The sequence below is a fragment of the Streptomyces filipinensis genome (assembly GCF_014649495.1).
GTDB classification, from domain to species: domain Bacteria; phylum Actinomycetota; class Actinomycetes; order Streptomycetales; family Streptomycetaceae; genus Streptomyces; species Streptomyces filipinensis.
Genome location: NZ_BMTD01000009.1, coordinates 114508 through 126643 on the forward strand (window position 1 = coordinate 114508; position 12136 = coordinate 126643).

11 protein-coding genes and 1 tRNA gene are annotated in these 12136 nt (G+C 72.6%); 4 read left to right on the forward strand and 8 right to left on the reverse strand.

All coding sequences use genetic code 11. The features are described from left to right. Positions 1-26 precede the first annotated feature (26 nt). Complete coding sequence (locus IE244_RS21020) at positions 27-1289, forward strand: MFS transporter (protein WP_191875098.1); 1263 nt, start codon at positions 27-29, stop codon at positions 1287-1289. 132 nt (positions 1290-1421) lie between these two features. On the opposite strand, the gene IE244_RS21025 is transcribed toward IE244_RS21020, so the two are convergent. From IE244_RS21025 to IE244_RS21050, 6 genes are all read right to left on the reverse strand, one after another. Beyond that, positions 1422-3077 (reverse strand): long-chain fatty acid--CoA ligase, encoded by a 1656-nt coding sequence (locus IE244_RS21025; RefSeq protein WP_191875099.1) that lies wholly within the window; start codon positions 3075-3077, stop codon positions 1422-1424. Positions 3078-3199: 122 nt separating this feature from the next. Further along, positions 3200-3793: a SigE family RNA polymerase sigma factor gene (locus IE244_RS21030; RefSeq protein ID WP_191875100.1), complete on the reverse strand. Its 594-nt coding sequence runs from the start codon at positions 3791-3793 to the stop codon at positions 3200-3202. Between the two features lie 230 nt (positions 3794-4023). Continuing rightward, positions 4024-5190, reverse strand: coding sequence for a lipid-transfer protein (locus IE244_RS21035; RefSeq protein WP_191875101.1), 1167 nt, complete (start codon positions 5188-5190; stop codon positions 4024-4026). Then, entirely contained in the window at positions 5187-5663 is a 477-nt protein-coding gene (locus IE244_RS21040) for a MaoC/PaaZ C-terminal domain-containing protein (protein ID WP_373305759.1), read from the reverse strand. The genes IE244_RS21035 and IE244_RS21040 overlap by 4 nt, the downstream gene beginning before the upstream one ends. Before the next feature lie 3 nt (positions 5664-5666). Next, positions 5667-6617: a bifunctional MaoC family dehydratase N-terminal/OB-fold nucleic acid binding domain-containing protein gene (locus IE244_RS21045; RefSeq protein WP_229854253.1), complete on the reverse strand. Its 951-nt coding sequence runs from the start codon at positions 6615-6617 to the stop codon at positions 5667-5669. 245 nt (positions 6618-6862) lie between these two features. Beyond that, positions 6863-7174 carry a hypothetical protein gene (locus IE244_RS21050; protein ID WP_191875102.1) on the reverse strand — a complete coding sequence of 104 codons (312 nt, stop codon included), beginning with the start codon at positions 7172-7174 and terminating at the stop codon, positions 6863-6865. Between the two features lie 369 nt (positions 7175-7543). On the opposite strand from IE244_RS21050, the gene IE244_RS21055 reads away from it, so the two are divergent. After that, the gene (locus IE244_RS21055; RefSeq protein WP_191875103.1) at positions 7544-8416 is read left to right on the forward strand and encodes a bifunctional DNA primase/polymerase; all 873 of its coding nucleotides are present in this window, start codon (positions 7544-7546) and stop codon (positions 8414-8416) included. A 148-nt stretch (positions 8417-8564) separates the two neighbouring features. On the opposite strand, the gene IE244_RS21060 is transcribed toward IE244_RS21055, so the two are convergent. Both IE244_RS21060 and IE244_RS21065 read right to left on the reverse strand, forming a co-directional pair. Beyond that, positions 8565-8651: transfer RNA gene (locus tag IE244_RS21060), tRNA-Ser, on the reverse strand. Positions 8652-8714: 63 nt separating this feature from the next. Continuing rightward, positions 8715-10232, reverse strand: a complete 1518-nt coding sequence (locus tag IE244_RS21065; protein ID WP_191875104.1) for a S1C family serine protease — start codon at positions 10230-10232, stop codon at positions 8715-8717. A 220-nt stretch (positions 10233-10452) separates the two neighbouring features. Here IE244_RS21065 and IE244_RS21070 point away from each other — a divergent pair, with 220 nt between their 5' ends. Both IE244_RS21070 and IE244_RS21075 read left to right on the forward strand, forming a co-directional pair. Continuing rightward, positions 10453-11283 (forward strand): glycerophosphodiester phosphodiesterase, encoded by an 831-nt coding sequence (locus IE244_RS21070; RefSeq protein WP_191875105.1) that lies wholly within the window; start codon positions 10453-10455, stop codon positions 11281-11283. 257 nt (positions 11284-11540) lie between these two features. Further along, positions 11541-12092: an ATP-binding protein gene (locus IE244_RS21075; protein ID WP_229854254.1), complete on the forward strand. Its 552-nt coding sequence runs from the start codon at positions 11541-11543 to the stop codon at positions 12090-12092. The last annotated feature ends 44 nt before the right edge of the window (positions 12093-12136 follow it).

The following is a 12136-nucleotide window of genomic DNA, read 5'->3' on the forward strand; positions in this document are numbered from 1 at the left end:
GTCGGCTCCAAGGAGTGTCCCCGCTCATGCCGTCAGCCACCAGCACCCGCCCGGCCCACCGGACCCGGACCCGGACCCGCGACCGTGTCCCCGCGCCCGACCGGTCCGCGGCGTCCACCGCGCCCGGCGAGTCCGCGGCCCCCGGAGCATCCGGCAATCTGTTCCTCCTGCTCATCGCCGTCTGCACGGCCGTCACCGCCGCCAACATCTACCTCGCGGCCCCGCTGCTCCCCCTGATCGCCCACGACTTCGGCACGGTCCCCTCGGCGGTGACCTGGATCGCGTCCGTCGCCCAGTTCGGCTACGCGGCCGGCCTGCTCTTCTTCGCCCCGCTCGGCGACCGCGTCAACCGCCGCCCGCTCGTCGCCGGCCTGTCCCTGGCCACCACGGGGGCGCTGGTCGCCGCCGCCGCGGCCCCGGGCACCGCCGCGCTCGCCGCCGCCGTGTTCCTCGCCGCCGCCGCGACCGTCATACCGCAGCTGCTGGTCCCGCTGGTCGCCGAGCGCGCCCCCGCGAACCGGCGTGCCCGGCATGTCGCGGCCGTCATCGCCGGGCTGTTCACCGGCATCGTGGCCGCCCGTGTCGTCGGCGGTCTGGCCGGGCAGGTCTTCGGCTGGCGCTGGGTGTTCGCCGGATCCGCCGTACTGACCCTGGCACTGGGCCTGGCCACCGCCGTGGCCCTGCCGTCGGAGCGCCGGGCACGGCAGGGCGGCCTGTTCTCGGGCCTGGCCGAGCTGCCGGGACTGCTGCGCCGCTCGCCCGACCTGTGCCGGGCGTGCCTCCGGCAGGCGGGCATGTTCGGCGCCTGGAGCGCGCTGTGGACCTCCCTGACGCTGCTGCTGACCGGCCCCTCCTACGGGCTGTCGACCGCGACCGCCGGGCTCTTCGGCCTCTTCGGACTGACCTCCAGCGCGGTGGCGCCGCTGGCCGGAGGCCTGGTGGACCGTTTCGGCGCGGCACGGGTCGTCGGTACCGCGTATCTGCTCGCGGCCGTGGCCGTACCGCTGTTCTGGCTGGGCGGGCATGTCCTGGTGGCGCTGTTCGCCGCCGCGATCGCCGTCCATGCCGCGCTCGTCGCCTCGCACGTCGCCAACCAGACCGTCGCCCTGACCACGACGTCCACCCCGGCCACCGCCAACACCGCCTACGTCGTCTCCGGCTTCGCCGGCGGCGCCCTCGCCTCAGCCGCCGCAGGCCCGGCCTTCGGCCACTGGGGCTGGGCCGGGGTGTGCGCGGTGGCGGCGGTAGGGCTGCTGCTGGGCTGGACGAGCACGCTGCGGCGGGGGTGAACGGGGGCGTGAGCAGCGCGGACCGGCGCCCTGGGCGAGCGGCCCGGGGCGGCGGGCCGGGCCGGCCGCCCCGGTGAGCAGCGCGGGGCAGCGGCCCGGGTCAGCAGCGCACCACAGGCCGCCCCGGGGCGGTCAGAGCCGTGTGACGTCCAGGTGGCCGTCCGCGTACTGCCTGCGCAGCACCTTCTTGTCGAACTTGCCCACACTCGTCTTCGGCACCGACGCGACGACCGTCCAGCGCTCGGGCAGCTGCCACCTGGCGATGCGGCCCTCCTCGGCGAGGAACGTGCGCAGGGTCTCGAAGTCGGCGGTGGCGCCCTCCCTGAGGACCACCGTGGCCAGCGGGCGCTCGCCCCACTTCTCGTCGGGCACGGCGACCACCGCGGCCTCGGCCACGTCCGGATGGGACATCAGCGCGTTCTCCAGCTCCACCGAGGAGATCCACTCGCCGCCTGACTTGATGACGTCCTTGGCGCGGTCGGTGAGGGTGAGGAAGCCGTCGGGGGAGATGGTTCCGACGTCGCCGGTCTTCAGCCAGCCGTCGTCGCTGAACTTGTCGGCGGGGCGGAGGGGTTCGGCGTCGGGGCCGTTGTAGTACGCGCCCGCGATCCACGGGCCGCGCACCTCCAGCTCGCCCGCCGACTCGCCGTCCCAGGGGAGGCGTACGCCGCCCGGGCCGGTGAGGCGGGCCTCGACGCCGGCCGGGAAGCGGCCCTGGGTGAGGCGGTAGGCGAACTCCTCCTCGGTGCCGGCCGCGTGGGCCGGCGGGCGGGCCACCGTGCCCAGCGGCGAGGTCTCCGTCATGCCCCAGGCGTGGCAGACGCGCATGCCGAGCGTGTCGAAGGCCTCCATGAGGGAGGGCGGACAGGCGGAGCCGCCGATGGTGACCTGGGTGAGGGACCGCACGTCCCGGGGGCGGGCGGTGAGTTCGGCGAGCAGACCCTGCCAGATGGTCGGGACGGCCGCCGCGTGGGTGGGCTTCTCGCGTTCGATCATCTCGGCGAGCGGCGCGGGCTGCAGGAAACGGTCCGGCATCAGCATGTTCACGCCGGTCATGAAGGTGGCGTGCGGCAGGCCCCAGGCGTTGACGTGGAACTGGGGCACCACGACCAGTGAGGTGTCCTGGTCGGTCAGGCCCATCGACTGGGTCATGTTGACCTGCATGGAGTGCAGGTAGATCGAACGGTGGCTGTACACCACGCCCTTGGGGTCCCCGGTCGTGCCGGAGGTGTAGCACATGGCGGCGGCCTGGCGTTCGTCGATCTCCGGCCAGTCGTACCGGGTCGGCCGGCCCGCGATCAGCTCCTCGTACTCGTGCACCCGCGCCGTGGCACCCGCGAGCGGCGTACGGTCGCCGGGGCCGGACACGACGATGTGCTCCACGGTCGGCAGCTTGGGCAGCAGCGGGGCGAGCAGCGGGATCAGCGAGCCGTTGACGATGATGACCTTGTCGGCCGCGTGGTTGACGATCCACACCAGCTGCTCGGCCGGCAGCCGCAGATTGAGCGTGTGCAGCACGGCACCCATGGACGGGATCGCGAAGTACGCCTCGACGTGCTCGGCGTTGTTCCACATCAGGGTCGCCACCCGGTCGTCGCCCCGGACGCCGAGTTCGTCGCGCAGGGCGTTCGCCAGCTGTACGGCCCGCAGGCCCGCGTCGGCGAAACTGCGCCGCTGCGGCTCGGCCTCGCCGGTCCAGGTGATGATCTGGGACCGTCCGTGCACCAGCGCCCCGTGCACGAGGATGCGGGTGACGGTCAGTGGTACGTCCTGCATGGTGCTCAGCACGGGGTCCTCCCGGGGCGGCGTTGCCTACGCGGTGGTAGAGGTCGCGCTGATTCTGCTCACATACCGCGCGGTATGTCACTAGGGGCGGGACACCGGGGGAGGAAATCTGGGGGAATTCCCGACTAGCGGACCAGTCCCAGCTCAGGGTCCTCACGCAGCTTGCCGAGCGCACGGGACACCGCCGACTTCACCGTCCCCACCGACACGCCCAGCACCTCGGCGGTCTGGGCCTCGCTGAGGTCCTCGTAGTAGCGCAGGACGACCATCGCCCGCTGGCGCGCCGGCAGCTTCATGACCGCCTGCCACATGGCGTCGTGCAGCGCCTGCCGCTCGGCCGGGTCGTCGCCGCCGGGGACCGGCTCGGGCTCGGGCAGCTCGTCGCAGCTGAACTCGTCCACCCTGCGCTTGCGCCACTGCGAGGTCCGGGTGTTCAGCAGCGCCCGGCGCACATAGCCGTCGAGCGCCCGCTGGTCCTCGATCCGCTCCCAGGCCACGTAGGTCTTGGCGAGCGCGGTCTGCAGCAGGTCCTCGGCGTCGCTCAGGTTCGCGGTCAGCGAGCGCGCGGTGCGCAGCAGGACCGGCTGGCGGGCGCGCACGTACGACGCGAACGACGGGTAGGCGGGTGCCTCTCCGCCTGGCCTGTGCCGTGCGTGGGGGAGGGTCTGCCGCCTTGGTGCGGCGGCGGCCGAGGCGCTGGTGCAGACGGGTGTGGTCATGGCTCCACGCTAGGAGCGGGCCCCCTGCCGGCGGATCGCCCGCAGGTCCCGAAGCGGGGTCCCCCTCAGGTTGTACGGGTGGGGCCGGCTCCACCTCCTGAAGGTGGACGGCGCGTGCGGTCCCTCTGCGGGTACGACCCTGACGCCCGCCCGTCCGCCCCGGCACCGCCGGCCGCCCCGCCCCCGGCTCCGGGGCCGGTCGAGGCGCCGGAGCGGGTGCGGCCCCCGGATCACCCGGGCGCCGTCAGGACCAGCCCCGACGTCGGTACCCCCGTGCCGGCCGTCACCAGGGTCCGGGCCGCTCCCGGTATCTGGTTCACCGCCGTGCCCCGCAGCTGGCGCACCGCCTCCGCTATGCCGTTCATCCCGTGCAGATACGCCTCCCCGAGCTGGCCCCCGTGGGTGTTCAGCGGCAGCCGCTCCTCGGCCACGAAGCCCGCCCCCTCCCCCTTCCCGCAGAACCCGAACTCCTCCAGCTGCATCAGCACGAACGGCGTGAAGTGGTCGTACAGGATCCCCACGTCGATGTCGCCCGGGCGCAGGCCGGAGTCGCGCCACAGCCGCCGCGCCACCACGCCCATCTCCGGCAGGCCGGTCAGGTCGTCCCGGTAGAAGCTGGTCATCTGCTCCTGCGCCCGCCCCGCGCCCTGGGCCGCGGCCGCGATCACGGCGGGGGGACGCGGCAGATCCCGGGCGCGCTCCAGGGACGTGACGACGATCGCCTGCCCGCCGTCGGTCTCCTGGCAGCAGTCCAGCAGCCGCAGCGGCTCCACGATCCAGCGGGACGCCGCGTGTTCGGCGAGGGTGATCGGGCGGCCGTGGAAGTACGCCGCCGGGTTCGTCGCCGCGTACCTGCGGTCCACCACGGCCACGTGCCCGAACACCTCCGGCGCCAGCCCGTACGCGTGCAGATACCGCTGGGCCGCCATCGCCACCCAGGAGGCCGGGGTGAGCAGCCCGAACGGCAGCACCCAGCCGAGCGCCACCCCCTCCGCCGAGGGCTCCCGGTGCTGCACGCCCGCGCCGAACCGGCGGCCCGACCGCTCGTTGAAGGCGCGGTAGCAGACCACCACCTCCGCCACGCCCGTCGCCACCGCGAGCGCCGCCTGCAGGACCGTCGCACAGGCCGCGCCGCCGCCGTAGTGGACCCGCGAGAAGAAGGACAGCTCGCCCATCCCACAGGCCTGGGCCACCGTGATCTCCGGGTTGGTGTCCATCGTGAACGTCACCATGCCGTCCACGTCCGCCGGTGCCAGCCCCGCGTCGTCCAGCGCGGCGCGTACCGCCTCCACGGCCAGCCGCAGCTCACTGCGCCCGGAGTCCTTGGAGAACTCGGTGGCCCCGATGCCGACGATCGCGGCCCGTCCGGCCAGGGTGTCGCGGGTGCGCACGCTCATGAGCGGTCCTTCGGGTCCGGGGCCGCCGCGACGGTCTCCCGCGTCCGGGCCGGGGCCGGCGGAGCCGGATCCGTCGGGACCGTGACCGTCACCGTGCCCGTCACATGACGGCCGAGCGCGTTGGCGCCGACGACCCGTACGGTGGCGGTGTCACCGTCGACCGCCTCGATCCTGCCGGTCAGCACCATGGTGTCGCCGGGGCGGTTGGGCGCCCCGAGCCGGATGGCGACCTTGCGGAGCACGGCCGTCGGGCCGAAGTGGTCCGTGACGTACCTGCCGACCAGGCCGTTCGTCGTCAGGATGTTCATGAAGACGTCCGGTGAGCCCTTCTGCCGGGCCAGTTCGGCGTCGTGGTGGACGTCCTGGTAGTCCCGTGAGGCGATCGCCCCCGCCACGATCAGCGTCCGCGTGACCGGGATCTCCAGCGGGGGCAGCTGGACACCCGCCGCCAGTACCCTCGTCGGTGCCGTCATCACTCACTCCCCGCCCTCGACGCCCCGGAAGACCGGCAGGACCAGCGCGCCCTCCGCGTCCTCGTAGGTGCGGAACTCCGCCCGGACCGGCAGACCGATGCGCACCTTGTCGTACGGCACCCCGACCACGTTGCTCACCATCCGCACACCCTCGGCGAGTTCGACGAGCGCGACCGCGTAGGGACCGGCCGCGTCAGTGGCGTGCCCGGACTCGGTGAAGGCGGGGAAGGGCGGGTGGTGCATCACCACGTACGAGTAGACGGTCCCCGCGCCGCTCGCCTCGACCGTGTCCCAGTCGAGGCAGCCGCACGCGTTGCAGCCCGGCAGCCAGGGGTGGCGCACCGTGCCGCAGTCCGCGCAGCGCTGGATGAGGAGCCGGTGCTCGGACACGCCCTGCCAGAAGCCGGCGTTGTCCCGGTCGACCACCGGGCGCGGACGTGCGGCCCTGGGTGGGCGGCGGGCCGGGGCGTACTTGAGGATGCGGAAGCGGTGCGTGCCCACGAGCTCGCCCTCGACCCGGACGTCCGTGCGGGTCGTGACGAAGTACCCGGTACCCAGCTTGGTCGTCTTGCGGCCGGAGACCGACTCGATCACGGAGTCGAACGTGACCCGGTCGCCCGGGCGCAGGGGCCGCAGGTACTCCTGCTCGCAGTCGGTGGCCACCACCGCCGTGCAGCCCGAGGTGTCGAGGAGGGACAGCAGCTCGTCGTAGGCGCCGGTGCGGCCCTCGTGTCCGGACAGGCCGCCCATCGTCCAGGCCTGGAGCATGGTGGGCGGGGCGATGGCGTCCGGGCCGGAGTAGGCCGGGTTGGTGTCGCCCATGGCCTCGCACCAGTGCCGGATCATCGGGGCGTTCACCGGGTCCTTGCCCACCCCGGCGACAGCGGCCGGCGCACCCTCGTACGCCTTGAGCCGCGCGCCGAGGGGGTCGGACACCACGTCTGCCGTGCTCACCGCAGCTCCCTCGTCATCCCGAGCCACCCGGACAATTTCTGACTGTCCGTCAGATACGGTCGGCTGTCAAGGACGGTCGCCCGCATCCCGGTTCGGACACCACGGCGGAGACCACGGCCGGAGGCCGCGCACGGCGCCGCCGGAAAACGCCTGCGCGGCGGCACCGAAGTACCGCCGCGCAGACGTGTCACGACCCCGAAGCACACCCCACGAGGACCCTCACCGGGAGGGACCTCGCCCGAGGCTCACCACAGCTGGGTGAAGTGGACGGTGACGTTCTCGTTGCCCTGCCGGATGGCTGTGAACGGGGAATGATCGACCTGGGCGGTATTGCTCTGGTTCGACGCGCCGGTACCAACCGCGTTCTGCAGCGTGGTGGACGAGTTGCCGTTGTTGTTGTGACCGACTCCGCTGCCGATGATGGACGACACACCCGCGTTCGATCCGTTGTCCGCGAAGGCACCGTTGTCCGCTGCCGCCACGCCGCCGAAGAGAGCGGCTGCGAGCGGGAGCGCGGCGACGGTGGCGAGAACGCGGGCGGTACGGATGCTTGCCATGTTGTTCCTCCAGAACCAAGCACTCGGCGGCCCTAGGGCCGGCAGTACGTGAACTACGGCTTGTGTCAGTGCGGTTGGCCGACCGCTCTGACGTTCGTGGACGACGTCGCGAGACCAGAGTTGCCCACCGAATCCCCGGCGAACCACCCCGGAAGCCGCTATTCGCACGCAAGCGTGATGACAAGTCGATAAACCCCTCACGTCACCTTTCGCCCCCCACCCTCCCCAGGAGGGCTCAGAAGACATCACCCGCCCTCAAGCGACACAAGGAGCGAATCGTTCCTTCGAACATCCGGCCAATTTCTCCTCATCCGGCGCGCCGCGGCGATCCCCCTTCCCTTTTTCGAACGTACGTACGAACATAGAAGTATGGCCACCACCGACCGGCAGGCCACGACGCTGGCCCTCGCACACGCCCTGTCAGCCGCCGAACGCGGCCTGGCCGTCCTCCCCCTGTCCCGGACGAAGCTCCCGGCCCTGCGCTCCCCCCACCGCGACGACCCCGCCCCGGCCGGAGCGCGCTGCCACGGCGCGTGCGGGCGCTTCGGCCACGGTGTGTACGACGCCTCGACCGACCCGGTCCGCATCCGCGAGCTGTTCGCCGCCGCGCCCTGGGCCACCGGCTACGGCATCGCCTGCGGGCTGCCGCCGTACCGCCTGATCGGCGTCGACCTGGACACCAAGACCGGCACCGACTCCTCGGCGGCCCTGCGCGAACTGGCCCTGCGCCACCTGTTCACGATCCCCGAGACGGTCGTCGTCCTCACCCCGAGCGGCGGCCGCCACCTGTGGCTGACCGGCCCGCCGGACACCGTCGTACCCAACTCGGCCGGACGCCTCGCCCCCGGCATCGACATCCGCGGGGCCGGCGGCTACCTCGTCGGCCCCGGCTCCCGTACCGACCACGGCCTCTACACCGCCGCCCCCGGCACCGCCCACCTGACCCCCGCCCCCTGCCCGCCGGCCCTGCTCCGGCTCCTCCTGCCGCCGCCCCGCACGGCCCATCCGGGGCCCGCGCCCGCCGGCGACCACGGCCGCGGCCTGGTCCACTTCGTCCTGACCGCCCACGAGGGCCAGCGCAACACCCGCCTCTTCTGGGCGGCCTGCCGCGCCTACGAGAACGGCATCGGCCCCGCCCTGCTCGCCCCGCTGATCGAGGCGGCCCTCGGCACCGGCCTGACCGAACACGAGGCCCGCGCGACGATCGCGTCGGCGGCCCGGATGACGGGCCACCGGCCTTGAGGGCCACCGGCCGTGAGGGCCACCTCCGCACACCGAACGGCCCTGAGCGCGGGGCGAGTACGGTCCGGCCGGAGACCCACTTTTCCGGACACGGCAACGGCCCCTGACCAAGTACCCAGGTCAGGGGCCGTTCTCAGCGCTGTCAGCGCGGAGGCGGTGGGATTTGAACCCACGGTGACATCGCTGCCACGACGGTTTTCAAGACCGTTCCCTTAGGCCGCTCGGGCACACCTCCCCGCGCCGGCCGAGATCGGCGGCGCGGGGACAAGGGTAACGGGTCGGCGCGCGCGAGTGCCGGTCAGTTGTCGCCGACGCGGGAGCCCAGGGTGAGTTCGGCGGTGTGTTCCTTGCCGGAGCGCTCGTAGGTGAGGGTGACCTTGTCGCCGGGCTTGTGGGTCCAGATCTCGCCGATCAGGGTGGGACCGCTGTCGATCACCATGTCGTCCAGCTTGGTGATCACGTCGCCGGGCTTGAGGCCCGCCTTGTCGGCCGGGCCGCCCGACTCGACCGGGGCGGAACCGCCCGTGCCCTGGTCGGTGATCTTCGCGCCGTCGGAGGAGTCCTCCAGCGAGACGGACGCACCGATCTTGGCGTACACCGGCTTGCCGTTCTTGATCAGCTGCTGGGCCACGTACTTGGCCTGGTTGATCGGGATGGCGAAGCCCAGGCCGATCGAGCCGGACTGGCCGGAGCCGCCGAATCCACCGCTGCTGCTGGACTGGATCGCGGAGTTGATGCCGATCACCGCGCCCGAGGCGTCCAGCAGCGGGCCACCGGAGTTGCCCGGGTTGATGGACGCGTCGGTCTGCAGGGCGCTCATGTAGGACGCCTTGCTGGTGGAGCTGCCGTCGCTGGAGGCCACCGGGCGGTCCTTGGCGCTGATGATGCCCGTGGTGACCGTGTTGGACAGGCCGAAGGGGGCGCCGATGGCGATCGTCTCGTCGCCGACGGCCACCTTGTCGGAGTCGCCGAGCGCGAGCGGGTTGAGGTCCGACGGGGCGTTCTTGAGCTTGATGACGGCGACGTCGTAGCCCTGCGCGTGGCCGACGATCTCCGCGTCGTACTTCTTGCCGTTCGGGAAGGTGGCCGTGAGCTTGCCGCCGTCCACCGCGTCCGCCACCACGTGGTTGTTGGTGACGATGTGACCCTGCTTGTCGAAGACGAAGCCGGTGCCGGTGCCGCCCTCGCCGCTGGTGCTCTCCGCCTCGATGGTGACCGTGCTGGGCAGCGCCCGGGCCGCCACGTTGGCGATCGTGCCGGGGGCACGCTTGACCTGCGCCGCGCTGCTGTCGGAGGCGGAGACGGTGGTGGAGCCGGTGCTGTCGTTGTCCTTGGCCAGGGTGTAGCCGAGACCACCGCCCAGGCCGCCCGCGACCAGCGCGGCCACCAGGACCGCGGCGACCAGGCCGCCGCGCCCGCTGCGCGGCCTGGGGGCGGGCTGCTGGTACGACGCTCCCCAGCCACCCCCACCGCCGGCGCCACCGAAGCCCCCCGCGCCGCCGAAGCCGCCCGCGCCACCCGCGCCGCCGAAGCCGCCCGCGCCGCCGTCGCCGTAGGCCGGGCCGTCGCCGTACGGCGGGGTGGCCGGCGGCGGGGGCGGCCAGGAGCCGTCGGGGGCCGGGCCCGAGGCGTGCGGTGCGCCGGCCGGGCCGGCCTGCGCGGCCGAGGCCGGAGCGCCCTGGGGCACCGGCGGGAGGGGAGCCGTCGGCGCGTTCCCCTCGGGCGCGGGGCCCTGTGGGGAGGGGGGAGAGGCCACCGGCACGGGAGGTGCGGACGGGGCCGGGGGTACCTCGTTGCCCTCGTTCTCGGTGCTCACAGCTCTTCTCCTCGATCCACGGCTGTTGTCCCGTTGTATGCAGTCAGCTTTTCCCACGGGCCGTCAGAGCACGATAAGCGGTGGCTGTGGGTCCGGGGGTTCTCTTTATATAAGACTTTTCAGGCAAAAGTTATATAAATGAACAGCGCGCACGCTGCCGTTCGCCGCACGGACGCCTCCACGCCGCCACGCCCGCCCGCGACGGTGGCACCATGACGCGGTGACCCACGCACCACAGCGCTCCATCCAGGTCGTAGCCCACCGAGGCGCATCCGAGGACGCACCCGAGCACACGCTGGCCGCCTACAAGAAGGCGATCGAGGACGGCGCCGACGCCCTTGAGTGCGACGTACGGCTGACCGCCGACGGCCATCTGGTCTGCGTCCACGACCGGCGGGTGAACCGTACATCCAACGGCCGCGGCGCCGTCTCCGCGCTGGAACTGGCCGATCTCGCCGCCCTCGACTTCGGCTCCTGGAAGACGCGCGACGCCTGGCGCGGACGGGACGAGGAGCCCGACTGGGTGCACCGTCCGGAGGACCCCGCGGACACCGCGGTGCTCACCCTGGAGCGGCTGCTGGAGCTGGTCGCGGACGCCGGGCGGCGGGTGGAACTGGCCATCGAGACCAAGCACCCCACGCGCTGGGCGGGCCAGGTCGAGGAGCGGCTGCTGACGCTGCTGAAGCGCTTCGGCCTGGACGCACCGGCCTCCGCCGCCGAGTCCCCGGTCCGGATCATGAGCTTCTCGGCGCGTTCGCTGCACCGCGTGCGTGCCGCCGCGCCCACGCTGCCGACGGTCTACCTGGTGCAGTTCCTCACCCCGCGGCTGCGCGACGGACGCCTGCCCGCGGGCGTGCGCATCGCGGGGCCCTCGATCCGCATCCTGCGCAACCACCCCGGCTATGTGGAACGGCTGAAAGCCGCCGGCCACCAGGTGCACGTGTGGACCGTGAACGAGCCCGAGGACGTCGATCTCTGCGTGGACCTGGGCATCGACGCCATCATCACCAACCGGCCGCGCGCCGTCCTGCGACAGCTGGGGCGCGTGTGACCTCAAGAGACCGGTAAAGAGCTGTGCGCATCCCTTGACCCGGCTGTACGGCTGCTGAATCCTCCCTTCTCGGCCACACCATTGAAATCCAGCCATGCGACGACCACAGGAACAGCGCCTTCGTCACAGGGAGTGCTCCGGCGCGTTCGCTCCGTACAGACCCGTTGCGAACGCGTCAGCGGAAGGGGATTGGCCGGTTTCCGGTACAGGCCAATGGGGCATCCACACCGTGGCGTGGGGCAAAGGAGGTCTCGGGGGTGGCGTTGGTGGTGGCACAGGAGGTGCCCACGTCGTCGAGCATGGCCGTACCCCATGGCCCTGCGGGCGTGGGGAAGGCAAGGCACCGGATGCGTTCACAGTTGCGCAGCGGGGGCGTGGCCGAATCGGTCGTCGACGATGCCGTACTGATCCTTTCCGAATTGTTGAGCAACGCCTGCAAACACGGGCGGCCCTTGGGCGACGCGCTGTCGGGCGACGGGGACGTGCGCGCCGCGTGGCGGGTCGACCTGCGCGGCCGGCTCATCGTCGAGGTGACGGACGGCGGCGGTCCGACCCGCCCGGCGCCGGCCACCCCGTCGGTGACCGCGCACGGCGGCCGTGGGCTGAACATCATCACGGCCCTCGCCGACGACTGGGGTGTCCGGGACGGGGTCCACGGCGAGGTGACGGTCTGGGTGGTGGTCCACGAGGACGTCCACGATCCCGATGCCGGGGCACGCCCGGACGGTTTCGCTACGCGCGTCACCTCCCCCGCGCTGGCGGACATGGCCCACCTGGACTTCGCGGACGCCTTCGAGGACCTGGACTGAACGGCCCGGTCCCGGCCGCGCGTCCGGCGGGGCCCGGACCGACA